Source organism: Bacillus sp. 179-C3.3 HS, assembly GCF_047229225.1.
In the GTDB taxonomy this organism is placed as follows: domain Bacteria; phylum Bacillota; class Bacilli; order Bacillales; family Bacillaceae; genus Bacillus.
The window spans coordinates 1-25,219 of sequence record NZ_JBFEFT010000007.1 but is presented as its reverse complement, the minus strand read 5'-3'; the positions used below and the strand labels follow the sequence as shown (position 1 = coordinate 25,219).

24 protein-coding genes, 1 other RNA gene and 1 pseudogene are annotated in these 25,219 nt (G+C 36.1%); 19 read left to right on the top strand and 7 right to left on the bottom strand.

Annotated features, from left to right (window positions below):
* The 3 genes from AB1K80_RS06555 to AB1K80_RS06545 are packed head-to-tail and all read left to right on the top strand — an operon-like array spanning position 1 to position 2,296.
* Entirely contained in the window at positions 1–654 is a 654-nt protein-coding gene (locus tag AB1K80_RS06555) for an ABC transporter permease (RefSeq protein ID WP_412855813.1), read from the top strand.
* A gap of 13 nt (positions 655–667) precedes the next feature.
* Positions 668–1,585: an osmoprotectant ABC transporter substrate-binding protein gene (locus tag AB1K80_RS06550; RefSeq protein ID WP_412855812.1), complete on the top strand. Its 918-nt coding sequence runs from the start codon at positions 668–670 to the stop codon at positions 1,583–1,585.
* Between the two features lie 21 nt (positions 1,586–1,606).
* Positions 1,607–2,296 (top strand): ABC transporter permease, encoded by a 690-nt coding sequence (locus AB1K80_RS06545; RefSeq protein ID WP_412855811.1) that lies wholly within the window; start codon positions 1,607–1,609, stop codon positions 2,294–2,296.
* Positions 2,297–2,384: 88 nt separating this feature from the next.
* On the opposite strand, the gene AB1K80_RS06540 is transcribed toward AB1K80_RS06545, so the two are convergent.
* The 3 genes from AB1K80_RS06540 to AB1K80_RS06530 form a co-directional block, all read right to left on the bottom strand.
* Positions 2,385–2,705, bottom strand: coding sequence for a winged helix-turn-helix transcriptional regulator (locus AB1K80_RS06540; RefSeq protein ID WP_412855810.1), 321 nt, complete (start codon positions 2,703–2,705; stop codon positions 2,385–2,387).
* 84 nt (positions 2,706–2,789) lie between these two features.
* Positions 2,790–3,185 (bottom strand): helix-turn-helix domain-containing protein, encoded by a 396-nt coding sequence (locus AB1K80_RS06535; protein WP_412855809.1) that lies wholly within the window; start codon positions 3,183–3,185, stop codon positions 2,790–2,792.
* A gap of 129 nt (positions 3,186–3,314) precedes the next feature.
* On the bottom strand, positions 3,315–3,719 hold the full coding sequence (locus AB1K80_RS06530; protein ID WP_412855808.1) for a helix-turn-helix domain-containing protein: 405 nt from the start codon (positions 3,717–3,719) through the stop codon (positions 3,315–3,317).
* 153 nt (positions 3,720–3,872) lie between these two features.
* Between AB1K80_RS06530 and AB1K80_RS06525 the strand changes: the two genes are divergently transcribed.
* The 10 genes from AB1K80_RS06525 (at position 3,873) to AB1K80_RS06480 (ending at position 12,763) form a co-directional block, all read left to right on the top strand.
* Entirely contained in the window at positions 3,873–4,106 is a 234-nt protein-coding gene (locus AB1K80_RS06525; RefSeq protein WP_412855905.1) for a helix-turn-helix domain-containing protein, read from the top strand.
* A 37-nt stretch (positions 4,107–4,143) separates the two neighbouring features.
* Positions 4,144–4,434, top strand: coding sequence for an AbrB/MazE/SpoVT family DNA-binding domain-containing protein (locus AB1K80_RS06520; RefSeq protein WP_412855807.1), 291 nt, complete (start codon positions 4,144–4,146; stop codon positions 4,432–4,434).
* Between the two features lie 177 nt (positions 4,435–4,611).
* Positions 4,612–4,845 carry a preprotein translocase subunit SecG gene (secG, locus tag AB1K80_RS06515; protein ID WP_003212746.1) on the top strand — a complete coding sequence of 78 codons (234 nt, stop codon included), beginning with the start codon at positions 4,612–4,614 and terminating at the stop codon, positions 4,843–4,845.
* A gap of 123 nt (positions 4,846–4,968) precedes the next feature.
* Positions 4,969–5,715, top strand: a complete 747-nt coding sequence (locus AB1K80_RS06510; protein WP_412855806.1) for an alpha/beta hydrolase — start codon at positions 4,969–4,971, stop codon at positions 5,713–5,715.
* Positions 5,716–5,732: 17 nt separating this feature from the next.
* Positions 5,733–8,069, top strand: a complete 2,337-nt coding sequence (rnr, locus tag AB1K80_RS06505; protein ID WP_412855805.1) for a ribonuclease R — start codon at positions 5,733–5,735, stop codon at positions 8,067–8,069.
* A gap of 139 nt (positions 8,070–8,208) precedes the next feature.
* Complete coding sequence (gene smpB / locus AB1K80_RS06500) at positions 8,209–8,679, top strand: SsrA-binding protein SmpB (RefSeq protein WP_412855804.1); 471 nt, start codon at positions 8,209–8,211, stop codon at positions 8,677–8,679.
* Positions 8,680–8,860: 181 nt separating this feature from the next.
* Positions 8,861–9,224: a transfer-messenger RNA gene (gene ssrA, locus AB1K80_RS06495) on the top strand.
* Between the two features lie 135 nt (positions 9,225–9,359).
* Positions 9,360–10,514 carry a restriction endonuclease gene (locus AB1K80_RS06490; protein ID WP_412855803.1) on the top strand — a complete coding sequence of 385 codons (1,155 nt, stop codon included), beginning with the start codon at positions 9,360–9,362 and terminating at the stop codon, positions 10,512–10,514.
* A gap of 97 nt (positions 10,515–10,611) precedes the next feature.
* The gene (locus tag AB1K80_RS06485; RefSeq protein WP_412855802.1) at positions 10,612–11,703 is read left to right on the top strand and encodes a DNA cytosine methyltransferase; all 1,092 of its coding nucleotides are present in this window, start codon (positions 10,612–10,614) and stop codon (positions 11,701–11,703) included.
* A gap of 133 nt (positions 11,704–11,836) precedes the next feature.
* On the top strand, positions 11,837–12,763 hold the full coding sequence (locus AB1K80_RS06480) for a hypothetical protein (RefSeq protein ID WP_412855801.1): 927 nt from the start codon (positions 11,837–11,839) through the stop codon (positions 12,761–12,763).
* 10 nt (positions 12,764–12,773) lie between these two features.
* On the opposite strand, the gene AB1K80_RS06475 is transcribed toward AB1K80_RS06480, so the two are convergent.
* Both AB1K80_RS06475 and AB1K80_RS06470 read right to left on the bottom strand, forming a co-directional pair.
* Positions 12,774–13,151, bottom strand: a complete 378-nt coding sequence (locus tag AB1K80_RS06475; RefSeq protein ID WP_412855800.1) for a very short patch repair endonuclease — start codon at positions 13,149–13,151, stop codon at positions 12,774–12,776.
* Positions 13,152–13,811: 660 nt separating this feature from the next.
* Complete coding sequence (locus AB1K80_RS06470) at positions 13,812–14,585, bottom strand: hypothetical protein (RefSeq protein WP_412855799.1); 774 nt, start codon at positions 14,583–14,585, stop codon at positions 13,812–13,814.
* 732 nt (positions 14,586–15,317) lie between these two features.
* Here AB1K80_RS06470 and AB1K80_RS06465 point away from each other — a divergent pair.
* The 6 genes and pseudogenes from AB1K80_RS06465 to AB1K80_RS06440 all read left to right on the top strand — a co-directional run bounded on the left by AB1K80_RS06465 (position 15,318) and on the right by AB1K80_RS06440 (position 24,058).
* A complete protein-coding gene (locus AB1K80_RS06465) occupies positions 15,318–17,138 on the top strand; it encodes an AAA family ATPase (RefSeq protein ID WP_412855798.1) in 1,821 nt (606 codons plus the stop codon).
* Positions 17,139–17,167: 29 nt separating this feature from the next.
* Entirely contained in the window at positions 17,168–18,448 is a 1,281-nt protein-coding gene (locus AB1K80_RS06460) for a hypothetical protein (RefSeq protein ID WP_412855797.1), read from the top strand.
* A gap of 872 nt (positions 18,449–19,320) precedes the next feature.
* Positions 19,321–21,147, top strand: a complete 1,827-nt coding sequence (locus AB1K80_RS06455; protein WP_412855796.1) for a hypothetical protein — start codon at positions 19,321–19,323, stop codon at positions 21,145–21,147.
* Positions 21,144–22,031: a hypothetical protein gene (locus tag AB1K80_RS06450; protein ID WP_412855795.1), complete on the top strand. Its 888-nt coding sequence runs from the start codon at positions 21,144–21,146 to the stop codon at positions 22,029–22,031. The genes AB1K80_RS06455 and AB1K80_RS06450 overlap by 4 nt, the downstream gene beginning before the upstream one ends.
* Positions 22,028–22,789: a DUF6339 family protein gene (locus AB1K80_RS06445; protein WP_412855794.1), complete on the top strand. Its 762-nt coding sequence runs from the start codon at positions 22,028–22,030 to the stop codon at positions 22,787–22,789. Before AB1K80_RS06450 ends, AB1K80_RS06445 begins: the two co-directional genes overlap by 4 nt.
* Positions 22,790–23,528: 739 nt before the next feature.
* Positions 23,529–24,058: pseudogene (locus AB1K80_RS06440) on the top strand (DUF6434 domain-containing protein).
* Between the two features lie 206 nt (positions 24,059–24,264).
* On the opposite strand, the gene AB1K80_RS06435 reads toward AB1K80_RS06440, so the two are convergent.
* A complete protein-coding gene (locus tag AB1K80_RS06435; protein ID WP_412855793.1) occupies positions 24,265–24,471 on the bottom strand; it encodes a hypothetical protein in 207 nt (68 codons plus the stop codon).
* Positions 24,472–24,485: 14 nt separating this feature from the next.
* Positions 24,486–24,977, bottom strand: a complete 492-nt coding sequence (locus tag AB1K80_RS06430) for a hypothetical protein (protein ID WP_412855792.1) — start codon at positions 24,975–24,977, stop codon at positions 24,486–24,488.
* Positions 24,978–25,219 lie beyond the last annotated feature (242 nt).

The window sequence follows — 25,219 nt, the reverse complement described above, 5'->3', positions numbered from 1 at the left end:
ATGGATGCAATCATCAATTTTCTAGAGAATAATGGTGGGGAACTACTGACAAAAACGTGGGAGCATTTATATATTTCTTTAATTGCCGTCGTGCTTGGCATTATCGTAGCTGTTCCGTTAGGCGTCCTTCTCACACGAATGAAAAAAGGCGCAGGTTTTGTCATCGGTGTTGTGAACATCTTTCAAACACTCCCTAGTTTAGCGATTCTTGCATTTTTTATTCCTATTTTGGGAGTTGGGAAAATACCTGCAATTGTTGCATTGTTTTTTTATTCAGTCTTGCCTATTTTGAGAAATACGTACGCCGGCGTTCAAGGAGTAAACAAAAACCTGCTTGAATCCGGAAAAGGGATTGGCATGACCGCATGGGAACAAATTCGTCTTGTTGAACTCCCACTTGCGGTTCCAATCATTATGGCGGGCATTAGAATCTCAACCATTTATTTGATCGGCTGGACAACTCTTGCTGCATTTATCGGTGGAGGTGGTCTTGGTGATTATATTTTGATTGGTCTTCAGTTGTATCAACCAGAATACATCATCGCTGGTGCCATCCCGGTCACGATCTTAGCAGTGATCATTGATTTTACACTCATGAAGGTCGAGAACAAGGTCACACCAGAAGGCTTAAAAGGGTTGAAGGAAGTTTCATAAGGAGTTGGCTCATATGAAAAATCAAAGAAGAAAATGGATCAGTGTACTGCTTGCAGGATGCATCGTATGGTTAAGTGGCTGTTCACTTCCTGGACTAGCCGGCTCCTCAAGCAACACATTGCGAATTGGAGCACAAAACTTTACCGAATCAGAAATCATGGCCTACATCGTTGCAGAAACCATTGAGCATTACACAGATAAACAGACAACCATCGTGAAAAACCTAGGCTCCAATACCGTACATCAAAAGGCAATGGAAAACGGAGATGTCGATATAGCCGCTACAAGATATACTGGAACGGATCTATCAAGTACGCTCGGGATGGATGCAGAAAAGGATCCGGAACGTGCATTGAAGATCGTCCAAAAAGAATTTAAAGACCGGTATGATTACAGATGGTTTGATTCATACGGATTTGACAATACTTATGCCTTTGCTGTGACACAAAAGATGGCCAAGGAACACAACTTAGAAACGGTCTCTGATTTGGAAAAGCATGCAGAAAAATACCGCTTCGGTGTCGATAATATTTGGCTCAAAAAGAAAGGCGACGGTTATGAAGGGTTTGTGAAAACATACGGTTTTGAATTTGGAAATACCTATCCAATGCAAATTGGTCTCGTCTATGATGCACTGAAAAATGAAAAAATGGATATTGTGCTTGCTTATTCATCAGATGGACGAATCAAAGCCTATGACCTCAAAATTCTAAAAGACGATAAACGCTTTTTCCCTCCATATGATGCATCACCCGTTGTGCCAGAAAAGGTCTTAAAAGAGAATCCAGGACTGGATCAAGTAATTAACAAACTCATCGGAAAAATTGATACAGAACAAATGCAAGAACTCAACTATCAGGTCGATGGAGAGCTTCAAGAACCAGCGACGGTTGCGAAGAATTTCTTGAAAAAACACAATTATTTTGAGTAAGTATGGGAGGTGTCACGGCTAATGGAGACATTGCAGCAATTATGGACGTACTATCAGCAGAACGGTTCATATGTGTTAGAAGAATTTTATCGACATTTTCTCATGTCAGCGTATGGGGTGTTGTTTGCGGCGATTGTGGGGATCCCGGTAGGCATTTTTGTGGCGCATTACCGTAAGTTGAGCAGTTGGATTTTTGCCATTACAAATGTCATTCAAACCATACCAGCTTTAGCAATGCTTTCTGTGTTGATGCTTGTCTTAGGACTTGGTGCAAATACCGTCATCCTATCACTCTTTTTATATTCGCTTTTGCCCATCATCCGAAACACGTATACAGGGATTGTTAGTATCGAGCAAGCGTATTTGGATTCAGGTAAGGCGATGGGGATGACAAAATGGCAAGTGCTGAGAATGGTTGAATTACCGCTTGCTTTATCTGTCATTATGGCTGGTTTAAGAACTGCACTTGTCATCGCCATCGGTATTACAGCGATTGGGACATTTGTAGGTGCTGGAGGACTTGGTGATATCATCATCAGAGGATCAAACGCCACAAACGGAACAGCCATTATATTAGCAGGCGCTATTCCAACTGCGCTCATGGCCATCATAGCCGATCTTGTCATGGGCTGGCTTGAACGATACTTAAGCCCGACAAACAAGAAAAGAGAAAACAAAGCGTTATCTGAAAAAAACATCACATCTGCTTAAGACGGTTGATGTGAGAAGAGACACAAACTCCCTTACTACACGTAAGGGAGTTTGTTTTATTTCAGGCGACAGACACTTTAGAGGAAATTTAGGATTCAACTTTGATCCATTCAGAAGACCACTTCGCAATTTCCTCGAAAACAGGTGCAAGCGAATGCCCCATATCAGTTAAAGAATATTCAATTCTTACAGGTGTTTCAGCAAAAACCTCTCGTTTCACAATACCTGCTGCTTCTAAATCTTTTAATCTCTCAGATAAAACTCTTCCGCTTAAATTCGTCAGGGCTGCCTCGATTTCACTAAAGCGTTGTTGACCTGAAAGAAGCTGAAAAACAATCAGTGCAACCCAGCGTTTACTTAATAACTCCACTGCTTTTTCAAACCGCGGGCACATTTCAGATTGATTCATCTTTCTTCACTCCAATCTGAACCCATTATACCGTAATTCAGTGATAAGTCAGCGCGAAATGCTTGTCAAAGAACAAACATTTCATCAAGAAGAACGACTATTTAACATAAATAGCAAGTACCGGTTTAAATCTTCAATTTCTTTCTTAGACAATGTACTCCAAATGTCACCATCAAAAAGTTCGAGATGACCAAGTTCATATTGCTCTGCCGCTTCCTTTATTTTAGTAAGAGTCGTTTCTTCAGCTTTCACTACGGGTGTGAAGGCTTCTTCAATATATCCAGCCGCTTGCATCATTTCTTCATAGGGTACCTTTAAGGCACCAGCTAGTTTCTTAATCGTTGGGGGTTTAGGAATACCGCGTTTCCCATTTTCAATACGGGAGATTCCAGCAGCACTCACCTCTGAATACATCGCTAATTGGTTCACTGATAGTTTCTTATCTTCACGCAATGCTCTTAAATATGCACCGAAGCTCATCAACGCAAAACCTCACATGGTTAAAATTAGATATATCTATTTTACTTGATTTATTGACTATTGGCAATGATGTCGCCATGAAAATATTGACATTAGTTAATGGTGGATGTATCTTTAGTTTATGCTTCTCTATTGATTCGCCTTTTTTTGGTTGATAAGCGTAAGAAAGTATTGATTGAGTTGATTGATGTCTTGTGTGGAGAGTGTTTCCCATTGGTCTCCGTCAAAAAGAGGGAGGTGATCGACATTGTTTTGAAGCGCTATTTGATGTATTTTCAACATGGACTCATATGTCGGTTTCATTTCATGAATGGTTTCTTGTTCAATATGACCAGCAATTAGCATTAAATCCTCATAAGGCACCTTCAAAGCGTGTGCTAGCTTCTTAATCGTTAACGGCTTCGGTACACCACGCTTTCCATTTTCAATACGTGAAATTCCAGCAGCGCTTACACCTGAATACATGGCGAGTTGATTGACAGACAACTTTCTTTTTTCTCTTAACATGCGTAATTGTTCACCAAAATGATTCATGTCATCGAACCTCACAATTCAGTATATGACTTATTTTAGTATGTGCATTGACCAAAGGGAATAGCATTGATGGAAAAGTGTTGACATAAGTAAATGGATGTTGTGGCGTAAGAGTCCTACAAGCTTTACATATTGATCCTATAGGAGGGTGTAATCATGTCCGAAAAGATTCAAATCAGACGAGCGTTTGTCATGCAGTATATGATAGAAAACGATATGTCCTTAAATCAGCTAGCTGATGAAATTGGTATTTCGCCGGCAACACTCAGTAGGGTATTAAATGGTCATCGAAAACCAGGACAACTCGTGATTGGTAAAATGATTCATTACTTTGATAAAAAGTTTGAAGAACTATTTTACTATGAAGATGTTGACAAAAGTCAATGAACGAAATAGCTTCACAAAGTATAGGGAGGAAAAGTCATTGAAAAGAACTGGTATGGTCAGACAAATTGATTCTCTCGGCAGAATTGTCCTGCCTTCAGAAATGAGAAGGGTACTTCGTATAAAAGAAGAGCAGTTATTAGAAATTTTTATCGAAGATCAAACCATTATGTTGAAAAAGTATGAGGCCGATAAAAGTTGTCTATTAACAGGACAAGTCACCAAATACAACAAAAGCTATGGCAATGGAAAAGTGATGCTCAGCCCTGAAGGAGCGGAGCGTTTGTTAGTAGAATTAAAACAGCTCTTAAAAGAAGAAGCAAATCATTAAAAAATGATTTCTGACACATAAAAGGCATGCAAAAAATGATGTTGGGTTGAAAATGAATTGAAACATGATGGAATGCCGAAAATATATAGGAAATCTTTATTTTGATGTTTCGTGACATGTACCTTATTTTCATGTAAAATAAGGTTATGTGTACCAGTTTGACTGGAGGTGTTTTTTATGCACGCGTTTGTTATTACATTACTCGTTATTGTCAGTATCGCACTTATCATCGTTGTGTTATTACAATCAAGTAAAAGTGCTGGACTGTCAGGCGCTATTTCAGGTGGAGCCGAGCAGCTTTTCGGTAAACAAAAAGCGAGAGGTCTAGACCTAATCCTTCACCGATTGACTGTCATTTTGTCAGTGCTTTTCTTCATTTTAACACTTGCATTGGCATATTTAGGCGTGTAAGGCGCGAGTAACCAAAGGTCTGATCTTTTTTCAGACCTTTTTTTATTACAAGCACTCTCGATGTTTGTTTTTTACATACAAGTGGAAAATATAAACCATATCAGATAGAAAGGAAGTCACATCATGAAAGTTGTTACCCCAAAGCCATTTACGTTTAAAGGTGGAAAAAAAGCGGTACTGCTTCTTCACGGTTTTACTGGGAATACAGCAGATGTTAGAATGCTTGGCCGCTACTTGAACGAAAGAGGTTATACATGTCACGCACCTCAATACAAGGGACATGGTGTGCCCCCGGAACAGCTTGTTCATACCGGTCCGGCAGATTGGTGGAAAGATGTTGAAGAAGGCTACCAGTTTTTAAAAGATGAAGGGTATGAAGAGATTGCTGTCGCTGGTCTATCTCTCGGAGGAGTTTTTTCATTGAAATTAGGTTACACTGTACCTGTAAAGGGAATTGTTCCTATGTGTGCACCTATGTATATAAAAAGCGAAGAAATTATGTATCAAGGTATACTAGAATATGCCCGTAATTATAAGAAATTCGAGGGAAAACCAGAAGAGCAAATTGAACAAGAAATGGAAGAGTTCAAGAAAACGCCAATGGGTACACTCAAAGCACTACAAGAACTAATTGCTGATGTCAGAAACAATGTTGACATGATTTATTCACCTACTTTTGTTGTGCAAGCACGTCATGATCATATGATTAATACAGATAGTGCTAACATTATTTATAACGAAGTAGAGACAGATCAAAAGCATTTAAAATGGTATGAAGAATCGGGCCACGTCATTACGCTTGATAAAGAGCGGGAGAAGGTTCATCAGGATGTGTTTACATTCTTAGAATCACTTGATTGGTCAATTTAAATATAGGAGGTTAGAGTGTGCAAAAAGAAGAATTTATGGATGAATTACTCGCTTTCATGAAAGAAGAAGCGTACAAACCACTAACAGTACAAGAGTTAGAAGTGATGATGGAAATTACCAATGCGGATGACTATAAAGAACTCATTAAAGCACTCGTGACATTAGAAGAGCAAGGGCTGATCGTACGGACACGCAGTGATCGATATGGCGTACCTGAAAAAATGAATTTGGTGAAAGGAAAGCTGTCTGCACATGCGAAGGGCTTTGCCTTTGTAACACCTGAAGAGTTTGGACAGGATGATATTTTTATTCCTCCAACAGAGCTAGGAACAGCGATGAATGGGGACACTGTCATGGTGCGGGTCAGCCATAAATCTAATGGGTCAAAACAAGAAGGTACAGTCATCCGAATTCTCGAGCGAAATATTCAGACGGTCGTTGGTACCTATACAGAAACAAAAAGCTTTGGATTTGTCATTCCTGATGATAAAAAGATCACACATGATATCTTCATTCCGAAATCCGCTAAAAATGGTGCAGTTGAAGGCCATAAGGTTGTTGTGACACTTACAAGCTACCCAGAGGGAAGAATGAGCGCAGAAGGCGAAGTGACTGAAATCTTGGGTCATAAAAACGATCCAGGCATCGATATTTTATCGATCATTCACAAACACGGTCTTCCAGGTGAATTCCCAGAGGAAGCAATAGAACAAGCAACAGCGATACCTGATGCCATTGACGAAAAAGATCTGAAAGACAGACGCGATTTACGTCACGAAACGATCGTGACGATTGACGGCGCAGACGCAAAGGACTTAGATGATGCTGTCACTGTGCAAAAGCTTGATGACGGTCATTATAAGCTAGGTGTTCATATTGCTGACGTATCTCATTATGTCACAGAGAATTCCCCGATTGATCAGGAAGCATATGAACGCGGAACGAGTGTCTATCTTGTAGACCGCGTGATTCCGATGATTCCTCACCGCCTATCAAATGGCATTTGTTCATTAAACCCGAAGGTCGATCGCCTCACACTTTCTTGTGAAATGGTCATTGATCGACATGGTAAAGTCATCAAGCATGAGATTTTCCAGAGCGTGATCAAAACGACTGAAAGAATGACATATTCAGATGTAAATAAAATTTTAGTGGACCAAGATGAAGAACTTCTTCATAAATATGAGCCGCTTGTGCCAATGTTCCAGGACATGGAGAGGCTAGCAGAGATTCTTCGTGACAAACGAATGGAGCGTGGTGCAGTAGATTTTGACTTCAAAGAAGCCAAAGTGCTTGTAGATGAAGAAGGTGCTGCCAAAGACGTCGTCATTCGAGAGCGTTCAGTAGCGGAAAAATTAATTGAAGAATTCATGCTTGTCGCGAACGAAACTGTAGCAGAGCATTTCCACTGGATGAACGTCCCGTTCATTTACCGTATTCACGAAGAACCAAACCCAGAGAAACTGCAACGCTTTTTAGAGTTTGTGACGACATTTGGGTATATCGTGAAAGGAACTTCAACGAATATTCACCCACGTGCTCTCCAAAGTGTACTAGATGCCGTTCGAGACCAACCAGAAGAAGTGGTCATACAAACGGTGATGCTCCGTTCGATGAAACAGGCGAAGTATGATCCAGAAAGCATTGGTCACTTTGGCTTATCAACTGAATTTTATACACACTTTACATCACCGATCCGCCGTTACCCGGATTTAATTGTCCATAGGCTGATCAGAAACTATTTAATTCAGAAAAAGACAGACGATGCGACGATTGAAAAATGGGAACAGCTGTTACCTGAAATCGCAGATCATACATCTAAAATGGAGCGCCGATCAGTCGATGCAGAGCGTGAAACAGATGATCTGAAGAAGGCAGAATTCATGCTTGATAAGATCGGTGAAGAGTTTGATGGAATGATTAGTTCCGTGACAAATTTCGGTCTGTTCGTTGAATTGCCAAATACGATTGAAGGCCTTGTGCACGTCAGCTATATGACGGATGATTACTACCGCTTTGACGAACAGCATTTTGCTATGATCGGAGAACGGACGGGGAATGTGTACCGAATTGGTGACGAAATCACTGTCAAAGTCGTGGAAGTTAATAAAGAAGAGCATGCCATTGATTTTGAAATTGTCGGCATGAAAGGCACTCGCCGTAAATCACCAAAAGACTTCAAGTTTAAAAAACGAACAGATCCGCCAGCCAAAAGAGGTCGAGGATCTGGTGATAAACCGAAAGACAAGCAGGAAAAAAGCGGTGGTGACTGGTTCACCAACCGAAAGAAGAAGAAAAAGAAAAAGCGTGTATTCGAAAATGCACCGAAGCAAAAGCGCAAAAAGAAAAAGTAATGTGCCAAAAAAGCAAATAGCGCTTCATGCTCTATTTGCTTTTTGTCCACATTGCATCAGCGTTGTCGAATGCAGGATTGTTTGATAAAATGATCCGTGCGATTTGAGAACGTGATCGTCAAAAGGAGAGTGTACGCCAATGCCAAAGGGAGAGGGAAAGGTTGTTTCCCAAAATAAAAAAGCCAACCATGACTATTTTATAGAAGAAACATACGAAGCAGGCCTTGTGTTACAGGGAACTGAAATTAAATCGATTCGTGCAGGAAGAGTGAATTTAAAAGATTCCTTTGCCAAAATCGAACGAGGAGAAGTGTTTCTTCACAACATGCACGTGAGCCCATACGAGCAGGGGAACCGCTATAACCATGACCCACTAAGAACGAGAAAGTTACTGCTTCACCGAAAGCAAATTAGTAAGTTGATTGGGGCGACGAAAGAAGAAGGCTACTCACTTGTCCCAATCAAACTATATTTGAAAAACGGTTTTGCCAAAGTGTTAATCGGTGTTGGGAAAGGTAAAAAGAAATATGACAAGCGGGAAGACCTTAAGAAGAAAGACGCGAAACGTGAAATTGAACGTGCCTTCCGTGACCGACAAAAGCAATTCTAGTATGAAAGGCAGATCGCTTGCTGAACACATCAACACTATGCTACAATATGCCTTACAGTAAACAAACATCGCTTTCAATTGACAGAAACCACCAGTTGTTTCGGGCGATGAGATTGTTATAATAGTTATATACGGAAGCAGTTAAGCTGAATGTTTCTATCCCGTATATCCCTTTTGACAAGGGGACGTTACGGATTCGACAGGGATGGTTCGAGCTTGAGCTGCGAGCCGAGAGGCGATCTCGTTAACACGCACTTAAATGTAACTGGCAAAACTAAAAGTTTTAACCAAAACTTAGCACTAGCTGCCTAATAAGCGCAGCGAGCTCTTCCTGACATTGCCTATGTGTCTGTGAAGAGCCCAATGAAGTAGGCTACGCTTACGTTCCCGTCTGAGGACGTAAGAAGAGACCCATCAGACTAGCTCTCCAAGCGCCCGTCAGCAGGCATGAGGATGAGTGAACACGTAAATATGTTGACTACGCTCGTAGACGCTTAAGTAATCGATATCTCTGGACGTGGGTTCGACTCCCACCGTCTCCATTTGCAATACCCAAGAACACGCAACAATACTTATCCGTTCGAACGGTCGTATATGAACTTAGAAAAGGTATTAAAGACGAGACGAGAAGAAGAGACTAGTTCTCTTCTTTTTTTTATGAACTCAAAGGGGATGGGTAAATGTTCTTTCAAAATCAAAGTCAAGAGCAAAAAGAAGAGTATGTAAGATTACTACAAGCGGTTGGTTCGATATCGAATCTTTTTTCAGACAGTGAAATTCCATACTTGTATTATCGTGCGGCTGAAAACATATTCTGTAGATCATTTAATGCACATAACTTGTCACGTGGTGACATTACATTTGATGCTTTAAAAGATGGAATAGGTATTGCGCTAAAAACATTTCAACATCGAAATGGCCGTTGTGTTGAAAAGATTGCCGAATTCAATGGCGAAATCGAAAATTTCCAAAATAGAACAAACGAAGAAATTATATATGAATTAGCAAGACTTCGAAACGAACGTATAGACTTAGCATTACACATGACTGATGCAGTTAGTATGATGTATCACTTAGTCACAAGAAAAGAAGGCGTATTTGAATTGCATGAAGAGGAATTGCAGTTTATAGATTTTCGTACTTTACGTTTAAACACAAGAAATACTACTTCGAAAACAATTTGGTTTAGGGATAGACATGCTGAATATAGATTCTCAAAATCTAAGAGTACACTCTACAAAAGATTTATTACGAACAATCCTGTTGCTACTCTTGATGTTGATATCTTGGAAAATCCATTTGATCTTATTCTTAGTCCAGAAGGGAGAAGCATGTATCTATCACACGAGAGTTTCGAGGAGCAGTATCAAAAGGTTGTTTTACCTCTTTATTCTTCACGAGATGGATTGGTATATCCGAGAAGCGGCTTAAATGCCTGGAATGCAGATCAAACTAATAGAAGTAGAGATGTTAACGAGGCATATATTCCAGTACCAGTTTGGATTCATCAACAATTCCGGGGGTTCTTCCCTTATGACCTTGCAACAGATCAAAAAGAAAATTTCACTATAATACTTCCGAATGGAAACACAATGTCTTCTAAAATGTGCCAAACCAATGGTAAAGGGTTAATGTCAAATCCGAATGTCACATTAGGCGAATGGATCTTACGGACGGTGTTATGTGTGCCAGAAGGTACCGTTGTAACGAAACAAATGTTAATAGATATAGGAATTGATTCAGTAATTGTCACAAAGTTAGATAATCTGGTTTTCCAAATAGACTTTGCTGAAACGGGGACATATGACGAATTTGAATTAAATAATAGATTATAAGTAAAAAAATAACCTTAAGGGGCATCCAAATTCGTTATATCATGCTACAATTAATTTAAATATATCAGAACATCAGTTCTTATGGAGGTTATTTCAATTGGAGAATGGAAAATTTACTATAGCATCTCTTTTCGCTGGAATTGGAGGGATTGATAAGGGATTCGAACAAGCGGGAGCAGTAATTAAATGGGCGAATGAAATTGATAAATACGCTGCTATGACATACGAAGAAAACTTTAATCACAAGTTAGTAGTTGAAGATATCCGCAACTTAGATGGTCATGATATGCCTGACGTGGATATCATTACTGCGGGTTGGCCATGCGTTGCTTTTAGTGTTGCAGGCCAAAGACACGGCATGAAATACCAGTGCCACGACTGTGATTTCGAGCATACTGTCAGTTATGAGGAGTATGTAGAAGGACCAATTTGCCCAGAGTGTGGCGGTTTCACGGAAGCGAAAGATCCGCGAGGAACTCTATTTTTTGATGTGATCCGTTTCATTAGAAGTAAAAAACCGAAGGCCTTCTTCTTAGAAAATGTCAAGAATTTGGTCGGACATGACAAAGGAAACACATTTAAAGTTATTCAGCAAATGTTGTGGGATTCTGGCTATTTCTTTGATTATAAAGTAATGAACACAATGGAATTTGGAAACATACCTCAGAATAGGGAGCGTATTTTCATTGTTGGATTTGATAACGAAGAAGCCCTCAAGAACTTTAAGTTTCCAGATCCAATAAAGTTAACGAAGACGATTGATGATATTCTCAACAGAAAAGAAAAGCAAGATGATATTTATTACTATACTGTTTCCTCTCAGTACTACAATATGTTGAAAGAAACTATGAAAAATCGGGAAACGGTGTATCAATTGCGAAGAGTGTATGTTCGTGAGAATCAATCGAAAGTTTGCCCAACCTTGACAGCAAATATGGGCACAGGGGGGCATAATGTCCCGCTAATTATTGATGATTGGGGATTCAGAAAGTTAACTCCACGAGAGGCATTAAGTTTCCAAGGATTCCAGGAAGATTTTAAGATCCCGGTAAGAATGGCTAACTCCCATGTATATAAGCAAGCCGGAAATGCTGTAAGTGTACCGGTTATCAAGAGAATTGCTGAAAATTTACTGAGTGCATTAGATAAGACAGACATTAGTAAAGAAAAACCATACCAAAAAATTTGAGAGTATTTAGATTTACCGAGCACTGCGATTGCAGTGCTTTTTTGTCAATTTATAATAAACTTTTTTCATATGGATATTGGTGGTAATATGGATTAAAATAGACTGTAATGCAATTTTTTTGGGGGAAATAATTATGGAGATTATTATAAACGATAAACAATTAGACAAAGATATGGTTAAAGCAGTGGAAAAAGCATTCAAACAAATTATTGGTCAACTAAATGAACTAAATTTAACTTCTTTACAATCTATAATTGTTCCAAATGATTTTGGTGAAGAATTAATACAATTCCAACGAAATTATGGATTGCGGAAAGGCTATACTAATAACGAATTTGGAATTGCTATGGGTAAAGTTTTGAACTATATAGATAATGGAGAGTTTAAGATTTCTGTTTTTTTTGATCCGCGAATAATCTATACATTATTCAGTGAGGAACATAATCAACATTCTGTACACATTATACATCATGAATTTTGTCATGTTCATGATGATAGTGAAAAGTACAATGCCTTTGGTGTAACTGACTTAGAACAATTATTTTTTAATACCAAAGATAAAGTTAAGCAGATTGCATACGCTCATGCAGATTTAATTTGGAGTGAATATATTGCAACAAGACTTTCTTCTAAATCCACACCAGAGAATCATGATTTTTATATTGAAAGCATTCTAAGTTTAATCCCAGAGACCAAAGAAAATTGTGAAGAATATATCCTCTCATATCGAATAGATAATGATATTGATAAACTGTTTGGTGAAATTCAATTACTGACTTCTTTATTATTAAAAGTTATCTCGTATTTCATTGGTTATTGTCATTGTTTTAACCTTACTCTTCCTAAAGATCTCAATGAGATTATTCGAAAGTATCCCTACTTAGATGGTGTTTGGGAACAACTCTGTCCAAATTTGGAAAAATTATATGAATCATACGGCAATTGGGAGAGCGTAGAAGTATTCGAAGACTTGTCGCAAACGGTATTAAAACTCTGGAACAATTTGGGTGTTTATCCGAAAAATGAAGATAGAGGCTTATACATCTCTGTTCCATTTTAGTTAAAGCACTTTATATAATCTTATTTTGTGATATTAACCCCATGCTAAAGAGGTAAAATTTGGTCTCTTTTTTTCCTTCTTGGGCTTCTTTAATAAACTCGGCTAATTCTAGTACTACTTTTTCTAAATCATTTTTAACTTCATGTTCCCAAACTCTTATTACTTTCCAACCTTTCTTTAAATAAAACTCATTAACCTCCTTATCCCTTTCCTGATTACGGTTTAATTTATTTTCCCAGTAATCTATATTAGATTTTGGCTTATTCGAATGAAGAGGACATTGATGCCAAAAACAAGAATCAATAAAAATAGCAACTTTATATTTCTTAACTGAAATGTCCGGTTTTCCAAACAATTTATTAGACTTCCTTCTAAAGCGAAAGCCCATTTTCCATAACTCTTTAGAAACAATACTTTCAAGTTTAGATATTTGATTTTATGGCCTGCATATTCTTTCTTCGTTGTTCTTTCGTTAAGTTATCTACCACTAAATAACCTCCTCTCTTTTAGTTTTAATTGTTACCGTTATTTACATTCCATAAACCAGTAAACAAATACCTAAGAAAGATAAAAGACATTCACAAACGGTGTGAATGTCCATGTATTTAAGATTCTGATTTACGATATTGCCGAGAAGCAACTCGTTGTGAAACAAATGAAGAAAGTTATCAGTAAAATTAATTAACAAGTTAATAAAGTCAACAATCTCATCTTTAGAGAGAACTATTGTATCCAACTTACGAAGTTTTACAGCACTTGCTTGAGTAATTTTTATTTCAATTGAATCAGTTCCCAGTATACTTTCTGAAGAAGGCTCTAACTGCCAATTGTACTAAACAGTTCTTTTAATTCTTGGATATATTCTTCTTTATGTTCTTCAATAATAAATTCTTTTATTGGTTTAATAAAAGACAAATCATCTAAAAAGGTATTTTTGTATATAGTCAATTCTTTGATATGTGGTAACATTTATCGTATTTTTTCTATTTATTTTGTTTTACCGAAAAGTCCTTAATACACAACCATATAATTCAGTTTGAAAAATTACTTACAAGTCTTTGAGTCTATTAATTAATCGGTCTGTTGGATGCATAAATCCAGCCTGAAAGTAATAATTATCAGCATCCATTTTGTTTCTATCATCTATTCTATTTAGAAATGCTCCTTGGGGAATAAAATAATCATTTTCTATAATTTGAACAAGGTTATTATGCGAAATATATCCTGGAATATCATAAGAGTATTCTTGCTGCATGATAATTTCCTTAAGATTATCTTTATCAATAGTATCATTCAACAAACATCTGTTTGTTGATAATATTGATTGGGTAAATGGGTGAATTCTAAGTAATATAAAATAGTCGAATAATTCATTACCCGTACCCAAGTTTGGAATATAAAGTCCTTTATCGTTCCAGTCTTCAGACTCTAACAGCATTAATTGCCCAAAGGACTTTGTTGATTTTACAGCAATTTTAATATCCTTATATTCAAAATCACTTGTATCCCAAACACCTTCCTCATACATTTCTGTGTCAGGTTCTGCTACTTCCAAATTATTAGTTATAAAGTAATTCCGCAATGCAAACTCCGCAAGTTTACCTTGGAAGGTATCAGCGAATTTTTGGCCATTTCTTCTTCGATCAATACCACCTGTCCTATGATTTCTGTGATGTCCTTGACCTTCAAAACTCATTCCATATGCAAATTCAAATACTCCTTCTATAACTTCTTTACTTAGTGTACTAATCGGTGAGTATGCTTTAGTGTTCGTGAAAGAATACACGTCAAGAGCATGATGTTTTTCTAAGTTTAACCGCATTTTAATCCCCCTCCTATTACAAATTATATAATAATTCGACTGGAAATTCCCCCAAAGTTGCATTTTTTAACTTTAATGAATTCCTATAAAGGTGAAGGGAGAGCCATGTTTAATTAGATAAATAAAGAGAGGGGGGAGGTGCAACTGGAAAGATTGAATGAACAGTTTGGTACATGGGTAAGTTCCATTAAAGAAAAGATTGAGCACTTTTTCCTACATCTCCGATTTTCCCTTGCTTTATAACAGCACTGCCTATTGCCTGTTATTAAAATTGCATTGTCCACAATGAAAAGGGTTGCTCATCTTCACGGGATTCCTTGTGTATTCCACGAAAGAAGGATCAATTACAACAAGACAAATCGGTAACAACAATACAATAAGACAGCAAACAACATTAATAATCAGACAATCCCATTTAGTAATCAACTACCTCAACAGAATAGACAACCAGTTTGTGATGACTGTAAAGGTCCAATTTCACAGCAGGAAATCCAGTTCTGTAATTACAGATTAAAAGGACAGAAAATATGTCGTAAATACAACAAGAAAGAAGACAAAGGTGAGCATAATTGCTTCTCTTTTTTATTACCAATTGAACTGAAAAAAGATAAAATAATTAACAATACTTATATCCCAGTTGTTTCTCATATGTTGAAAAACAACCTACATTTCATTAGTATTGTTTGGTACAATTTGGAGAGATTACAATATTTATTTTAGGGGGATACCAAAGTGTCTGAGAGAGAAGACAATAAAAGAAGCCCATCACTTTTTGAAGATGATCAAGTTGAATTCATACCCTATAGACTACCTGATTTTTCACAAAACTTAAAAGAAGATTCATTTGGTGATGAAACTACTGCCAAGGAATTAGAAGCGTTGCCATTGAACGATGAAGAATTAGAAGCACTTGTCTTTTATAGTATTAAAACAGGTAATCCAACAACAGTAGAGTCCATATCAAATTTAGATAATCCAATTGAAGTTCTTCAATTGAATAGATTTAAAGATGAATTAGATAACGGCCAAGTAATTTTTATCGTCTTTGGAGGAGATAGAAATAGATCTGAGGTAACATGGGAGACCGGATTAATTGGAATTGGACATGTATTTGGTGCACCCTATGACATAGCTTATGAAGGAAGGAACTTCAAACTTAAAATTAATGTAGATATTTTGTTAGATGAAAATATAAAAAAAGAAAACTTAGTACCCTATATAACTACATATAATTTACCCGGTATTTCACCAATGACTAAAGGAGAACCAAATCAAGCCTTAAGTGCTATAAGAGGTCCTCAGGCTGTTGGTCTTGTTAGAGCAATTCTTGACAGATATCCGGAATTAGAAGAAGACTTGACAGATATTTTTGGTGAAAGAATTATGCTAAACGTGAAAGCAGAAATGCGCTACCTTATTGAACAAAAAATTCCATTTAATGAAATTTTGCATCACGGGGCTCAAGAAGAACAACAACAACCTTTACCAAATGCATATAGCAATTTTTATAATCCAGATTTTAATGTTATTAAGGGCCCATTAGAAATGGATATTAAACCAATTGAGTATTTCAAAAACTATATTAACATTCAAAAAAATATTATTTTAACTGGACCTCCAGGAACAGGAAAAACAACTATTGCGGAAAGGGCGGCAGAAGAAGGAGCAAGAACAAATTATATTGATGGATATATTTTAAGTACGGCTACGGATGATTGGAGTACATTTGATACAATTGGCGGATACATGCCAGATCCTAATGAAGCAGGGAAACTAAGATTTCATGAAGGTATAGTATTGAAAAGTATTAAAGAAAATAAATGGTTAATTATTGATGAGATAAATCGTGCGGATATTGATAAGGCTTTTGGGCAACTATTTACTGTACTATCTGGGAAAAATATTGAACTTCCATTTGAATCTAACAATAGGCCAGTAAAGATCAAACATCATAATAGAAGGGATTCATATTATGATTCTTCAACTTGTACATATTACATTGGACAAAATTGGAGAGTTATAGGAACAATGAATACTTTCGATAAGAATAGTCTTTTTGCATTTTCTTATGCATTTATGCGTAGATTTGCATTTGTAGAAATTCCAATTCCTGATTTAACTTTCTATTCAAATTTAATCAATGCTTCGAATCTTACCCAGTTGAATAAAGACTTTGTAAATAAGTTAGTTGAAGTAACACCTAAGTCTTTAGGCCCGGCTATCATTATTGAGTTAATGGAATACATAATTATTACTAATAACTCGAGTAGAATTGAGGCCGTTTGTGGAACTGTTATTCCTCAATTTGAAGGATTAGATCATAATGATATCCTTGAATTATATCGTGAAATCGGCTTATTCTTATCAGAAAATGAAAGAGAAATTTTAAAGAGGTTTGTTAGTGACTTATTTGAACTGCCAAATAACTTCTTTAGAAACGTCGATAGAAAATCATCACCAACAGAGAGTGAAGAGAGCAATGAGGGTGGTCAAACTGATCCTCAAGAAGAATTAATTGAAGAAAGTGAAACCGGGGATGAATCAATTGAATAGAAAATTCTGTTTGGCAGGCAGGGGATTAAATGGTTATTTATAATAACGATTGCTGGTCGCCAAAAAATCACTCTCAAATTCTTGAACAAACAAATAAACATTTATGGAGGTTTATCCAAAATAATTCAACCGTTGCATCTGCAGAGGAAGTATTTTTAAACCTAACAAATGTATCAAAAAGTAATTTGCAGAATTTGACTTATGTATATTTTACCCTTGATAGGGAAGTTGAAGAGTTTGTAGAGATAACTGCACCCTCCATTCTAAAACGCCTTTCAAAGACGTCTTTAACAGAACACAAAGTCCTGAAAGGTAATGTAAAAGGAAAGATAAATTGGAGTAAAACAATATCTGAAAGAAATGCTTCCGGAGGAGACCCATCTATTTTTGTATGTAGCCAACGATCATCAGTATTCGATTTACCGGAAAATAGGTTATTACTTTATCTGCTCCGAAGAATATTATTTATCTGCAACTCTTTAATAAGCTCTGACTTCGAACAAGAAGAAACAAAACTCGAGGAATTAGAGAAAAGTGAAAAATGGATTAACCAAGTCTATCGTATTAGACATAAGACAAAAAGATTGCTTAACAATCCATTCATTAGAAAAATCGGAGATATGCATGATATAACTCCAAAAATAATAGTCCAAGCAAAAAACGCACGCGGACAAATGTATTCACAACTTGCAAAAGTAGCTGAAGTTTATTTTACTATTGTTAATAAACCAATAAATTATCTTGATTCAGTTTTACAAGGAAAAACCTTAAAACCTTTAAACAAAGATACACTGTTTGAAATTGCAGTTCTATTTAAGTTAATTGAAACTATAAAAGACAACGGTGGAATTGAGAATAGAATTGCTCTAATCGGTGGTGGATCATCAATTATCAGCAGATTCTTATTAGGCAATAAAGAAATTAATATATATTTTCAAGCTATTCCTAAGGAGTTCTCTTTAAATAGCAAATATGGTCCACTCGTGAACGCGTATGGGTTGAGTGATAAACTAAGAAGACCAGACTTAGTCTTAGAAGTGCTTGAAGGGAATAAAAGGAGTTTTTATATTATAGAAGTGAAGAGATCTGATAAGAGGTCATACTTAGTTGATGGCACATATAAACTTTTTGGGTATTTAAAGGATTTTGAAGGTGTAAAGAAATCTAACATTAACTTATATGGTGTACTAGTTGGTTGGTCAAATATTCAAAAACTCAGGACAGTTGTTGAAAATGAAACTTACTTGTCGGCTTGGAGTAATTTAAGTGCCACGTTTGATTTCATAATAAAAACGGAATTGAAGCATTAAATTATCAATCCATACTACAACATACTAAGCAGGCAGGAAATGCTGTTAGTGTACCTGTTATTAAAAAGCTTGCTACTAATTTATTAACAGCGTTAGATACAGTATATAGCCAGGAAGACACGAAAGAACAAATGGAAATCCCAGTTTATAGAGACCTTTCACGGGGTCTCTTTTTGTTTAGTGGCAATTATAAAATCACTTAATTCCTCTATAACTTTATCTAGATTGTCTTTAACCTCATGTTCCCAAATTCGCTTTAATTTACTACCTTACCCCCATCAATATTCCGTTCTGATTTCCTTTTTCAATACTTGACATTTATTTTGGGTTTATTAGCATGTACGGCACATTGATGTAAAAAGCAGGAATAGCTAAATATTGTAATTTTTATATTTTTTATTGATATATCAGGTTTTCCTCCAAATTTCTTGGTAACAATAGATTCTAAATAGAAACATATTTAATTGCCCTAATATTTTCGCTTCTCTGTTTCCTTGTCATCATATCAGCCATAAGATCCTGCTCCTTTATATATTAACATACCTCAATTTATAACTTAATAATCACCGTTATAAGAATCAGTATTTTTTCTTTGTTCCTTGATTATTACAAATGTATTTTCAGACTGATCTCGTCTTTTAATATTTATGTTATAACAATAAGTAAGATGACCTAGGAAAATGCTTTAAATTAATTTTATAATACAGCAGGAGATTTAAAGTGAATGCTCTTTTCCTTTCTAGAATTCATTCAATTTCATAGATTTATATGGTGATAAATACCTTTAGTGACCTTGTCAATTTGGCTTTTGATTCATGATTTCCCTCTTTATATGTTAGAATAAATAGTGATTATTGTGAGGGGGATATAACATGTATGCGAAGTGGAAATTCCCGTCTGCTGGCGGAGGAAATATTAGCGGATTGAATGATACCGGTATTACGCAATTTAAGTCGGTTCCTATTCAGTCAGTTACTAAAGAGACATTGCAAGACTCATTGGATGCAAGATCATCTAGTGATGAACCAACAGTAGTTAAGTTCTCATTGTTTAATATATCAAAAGATGAATTACCTGACGCGACAGGTTTGACAAATATATTTAAATTAGGCAAGTCGTATTGGTATGGTCATAATCAACAGGATGCTGAGCAGTTTTTTGCAAAAGGGCTTGAAACTTTACAGCAAGATGAGATTAAAGTAATGGCTATCCAAGATTACAATACCAAAGGATTAAGTAATATTGGCGGTGAGAATGGACAGAACAGCGGGGGCTGGATGGCATTAGTACGTTCAACTGGAATTACAGAAAAAGGACCAATGTCAAGCGGGTCTTTCGGTATTGGAAAACACGCTCCTTTCGCAGCTTCATATCTTCAAACCGTGATGTATGGAACTGTAAATGAGGAAGATAAATTCGGTTTCCAGGGTGTATCGAAAATTGCATCGTTTCTTGATGACGACAATGATATGACTCAAGGGACTGGATACTATGGATTTGCAGTTGAAAAAGACTTTAAGCCTATAATAAATGCAGAGGATGTACCTAAGAAATTCCGTCGTACAAAAAGGGGTACAGATAAGTTTATCATTGGATTTGCTGAAGTTAAGGATTGGCAGTTTGAAGTATTGAAAGAAGCGATATCAAGCTTTATGTTGGCTATTGCATATGGTCATTTAGAAGTACATATTGATGATAAAGTTTTGAATTCAGAAACATTGAAGCATGAGATTGGGAATATAGCAGAAATAGAGCCGGATAATATTTTACTCCAATATTATGAAGCTTTAACTCATCCTGAATCTAAACCAATTTCGAAAAAATTCCTTACAGATAAGGGGATAGAAGAGGAGATTAATTTACATTTAATAGCTCGCGAAGGGTTTAAGAAGAGAATTGTTCTTTATCGTGGAACTGGCATGCAAATATATGATAGAGGTCATTTTAGAACACCAATAGAATTCGCTGGATTGCTAGTTGTAAAGGGACGGCGCTTAAATGAGGTTTTAAGAAAGATGGAGCCGCCAACTCACGATAAATGGGATCCGAATTTATTTAAAGAAAATATACCTTATGCAAAACGTCTTTTGAGTGAAATAAATACGTGGATGAATGAGGAAACACGCAATCTTATTGATTTGTCAAATGTAGAGAGTATTGAATTAAAAGGGCTTGAAAACCTGTTGCCTGATGTAACAGAAAAGGAGAGTCCTATTGTTGAAATAAATAAAAAATCTATGAAGCAAAAATTGAGCAAAGTTAAAAAGAAGAAAAAACAAAAAGTAACGACTCCGCCAATAGGATTAGGTGGAGAAGACGGTGGGGATGGGATCATTTCAACTCCACCTAATAAAAAGGGAGATGCAAAAGGGAACGAGCATAAAAAAGCAGGTGGGTCAAGTCATGCAAAAATTTCACGAGCACGTGCGTTTTGCATAGACTATAATAAAGGATTATATAATGTTCGTTTTTGGCCTTCTACTGATGGGGAACGTACATTTTTAATAAGCAGTATCGGTGAAAATAACATGAAATCGGAACTGAAAATCGTTGAAGCGATTGACATGAACACAAAAGAGAAGCTACAAATAATAGAAAATGAAATTGGCCCACTCCAATTCACTAAAAATGAAGTAGTGGAAATTCAAGTCATGTTCAAGACACGTAGTAAACTTGCATTGGAGGTACAAGCACAGTGAAGGTACGTCCCAAACACTATCCATATCCAGTAATCACCCCATGTGAATCTGAAAAAAACTATCGCTTCTCATGTAATTTAGAACTTGAGGAAGCTGTTGAACTAGATTTAATGCGATTTAAGGTTCATTACACATTAAAAAATAAAACGATTCAAAGGTTAATAGATCAAGGACTAGCGGTCTTTGCTCTGCATATCGAATGCCCTTCGACAATGAAGCGTTTATTACTAACAACAAATCAGAAATCAGAAGAATTTGAGGTCTCTATTCATGATTTAAATAAAACAGTAGACCTTAACTTTTTTGTTTTGGCCAACGAAAACATTTCAGATTACGAGAATAGTGAATTAGATCTTTATTCAGCTGGATTTGAATTTGAACTAGAAAAAGGAGATTTACTTGCAATAGGTCAGCCGGAAACGCTGGAGATTGAGAAGGAACCACTTATTGAAGTGAATTCTATTTTTGAATTAATACCTAGTATGGATAAAAACGCTAAACCATTAACAATTGATCTATCGCATACTAAGATTAGAATACAATTGCCGAAAGAAAGTTTTGACCAATTATCGTATTTACATGGTACAACATTGGCTAAAACTGACGCAATTTTGGCCGCAATTTATTATATCCCCGCGATGGCAGAGGCATTATATCATATACGCGCAGCCTATCAATCCGGAGATGATACCTGGATTGAAGAAATTCGGGACACTGCGTGGTATAAATCGATCGAAGCCCGATTGCACCATAATAAGATGGGTATAGATGCATTACCCGAACAAAATTTAATAGGAGTCGCACACGAAATGTTAGATGACCCTAATAAAAAAGCAATGAATCATTTACAAGAATTATTGGAAGGGGGGGATTCTGAAGAATGAGATATTTTGATGAAGTAACGTTACAAACCGTCAAAACACATGCATTAGAAAACTTACACTTTTATTCAAAAGATACCGATGTCTGGGTTGCTGATTATTTAGGGGATGAATCTGCTATTATCAATCATTCTAGGAAAATGAAGTTTGGTCCTGAACCTCCTTCTAATTATGATAGTGACAACGCTCAAGTTTTACATGAACTATACAAGGATATTCCAATTGAACTTGCCTCAGAGGAAAGTTTTTGGGCATATTTAGTGCATACAGAATTTTGGGAGTACATGTTAAGAAGATGGCCTGTAGATGGAAAAGAAACAACTCTCAATACAAGATATTTTTTCGGAAAAGATAAACCTTATTATCGAAATGGCTTGTCAAGATTATGGTGGTATGCCTATACGACTTATGATAAAGAATTAGATGACCCATATTACTACACCAAAATTGCATTGAAAGAGCAAGAGCGTGCAGCAATCTTGTTGGAAACTGTTAACCTATCCCGTAATCGTGTTGCTTTATTTGCTACATTAGATGTTTTAAATATGATTGATGACTGGAAAGCGAACGATGAGATACATTCAATAAAAGATGAGCGTAATGTAGTATTGCGTCCACTGATGCAATATGTGAACGCTATCGGCGGGGTAATGATTTGGGATTTATTATCACCAGAAGAAGCTACAGCGAAAATCATGATCTTTATTGAACAATTAAAAGACGATGAAATTATTAAATTTAAACCATTGGTATTGAATTAAAAAAGAATAATTGGTAATTATGAATATACTGCAGTCAGTTTCAAAAGTTGGCTGTAGTTTTTTTGTTGTTTAAAAGGTATTTTCTTCCCGGTAAGGGAGGTTTTATATTGGGGGGATGTGGTATGAAATGGGATATACAGTAAATGAACTAATAAATATTAACGATCAGATCAAATCGGCTGAAAATGGTTGGTTAGAGCGAAATAATGATAAAATTATAATGATCTTATTTTGGATAACGAATATTATCATTATGATCTAAGGATACGAGATTTTAATCTTATATTGCAAAATTTCTATAATCGAAAGTCTAAATGATCTTATCTTGGTAAGTCTGGATAAAAAATTTGATGGAAATTCAATTTGAACAATAAGATACGGACTTTCCTATTCAAATTATCTTGGAGAATGGTCAAATATTATATGAATGAGAATGAACGTGATTTTATAATAGAAGCGTTCCAACAAGTTAGAATGTATTAATTTTTGCTGATAAGAATAAGGTAGTTACTTGAGTTTTTATTGATTGCTAACTTATTCACCCAAATTAAGCTTGAGAAAATACATAACTTTTAATGTTGATTACGAAAATAAGAATGTAACTTGGTCATGTTCTTTTTCATCCATATTTGTTTTTTTGATTGTCATAGGCTGTTTTCTCAACTTTGTCATTTCTAAATATTTTCGCTAAATAGGAATATATGTTCTGTAATGTGGATTGAATACGGAGGTGTAATTGATGAGACCTAATCTAACGAAAGATATAAGTGTAGAAAGTTTTAAAGATTTCTATTGGTTAAAGGAAGAATTGCAATCTTTTTGTAGAAATAACGGAATAAGTGCTTCTGGTTCTAAAATAGAGATTACCAAAAGGATTGAAATTTTCCTTCAGACAGGGGAGATTAAAAAGCCTGTCAGAAAATCAACATCGAAGAAGGTAGAACCGCAAGTAGATTTATGTCTTGATACAGTTATTATGGAAAACCATCGTTGCAGTCAAAATGTAAGATGTTTTTTAAGGCAATTATCCCCAACTTTCACTTTTCGACCTATATTCAAAACTTTTTCAAAAACAATGTCGGAAAAACATATCGTGATGCAGTAGATGCTTGGTACGTAGAGAAAGAACGGAAGGAAGATCATTCGTATAAAAAGGAAAATGCACCTCAGTTTGAATATAATCAATTCATTCGTGACTTTTTTGCTGACCCAAAAAATCAAGGGAAGAGTCGGGAAGAAGCGATTAAAAATTGGAATGAAATCAAGTAACTTGCTGGAGTAATTAACATAAATCTAAATAGTGAATCACATCTAAACAATTCTACTGTAGCGTGAGTTGACTTTCAGAGTCAGAAATAAGCATTTCTTTGACATGTTCATCAAATGCTTGTTTATCTTACATCACAGTCGCAGTTGAATACATTATAGTAAAAAAGATAACACCCCTTCCGGCATGGAAGGGGTGTTTATACTGTTTATTCAGTTCGATGCCTCATTTTATGGATTGTTCTTAAAGAAGCTTCAACGCCAATAAATACGACGAAGAAAATCACAATCCAGCTGACTAAATCTGCCCAAATATTGGACATGTTAATCACACCAACGTTACTTAATCCCGATTGGATCACAAACGAAATGAAGGCAGTGATCAACACAGATAAAAACCAATTTGTTTTCTTCAAGAATTTGCACCTCCTTAGAGGAATTTGCACACATACTTAGTCGTCTTGTTTTCATTTTTGTATCGCTTACAAAATTCGTGGCCGCCCATATCTAATAGCTTTTTACCAAGCCATGCTAGGCCTGCACCAGCTAATACTTTTGCGGCCCAAATGACGATAGGAGCAACCATAGTGGTTACTTCGCCTTTTTCTTTAGCAAGTTGTTGTTCTTCATATGCAATTTGAGCTTCTTGAGGGGTTAATGATTCTAGGTGGTTTTTCATTTCTAAGGCAATCTCTTTTGATAGTCCAGCATTCATGACTTTGAATTCATCAAATGAAAAGGATTGACTCTCTTCATGATATGCAGCAGCATCAAATATAGCCTGTGCAATTCTTCCTTGTTTTTGTGGATCCCATTGTTCTTTCGCTGAAGCTTGACCAAAAGCGGAAGTGATTCCGAGAGCCAAAATCAAAGCTACTACCAGTGTAAGTTTTGCATGAAACTTGTGCAATAAACCATTCATACTATTCATTATCCCCCTTTACGTAATGACTTACACATATATGGTATCAAAAAGATAGGATATTTTTCCATCATATCCACGAAAATGGTAAAAATGAACTATCTGTAATCGTGCTTTTTGTGGCTTTAATGTGTCAATAAAAAAAGATGACGATCACCGTCATCTTCAGGCTGTCGAGAAAATCTTGACAGCCTTATTTTTTCCCTTAAAATTCCCATCTCCTCATTTTATAATAGAGAAAA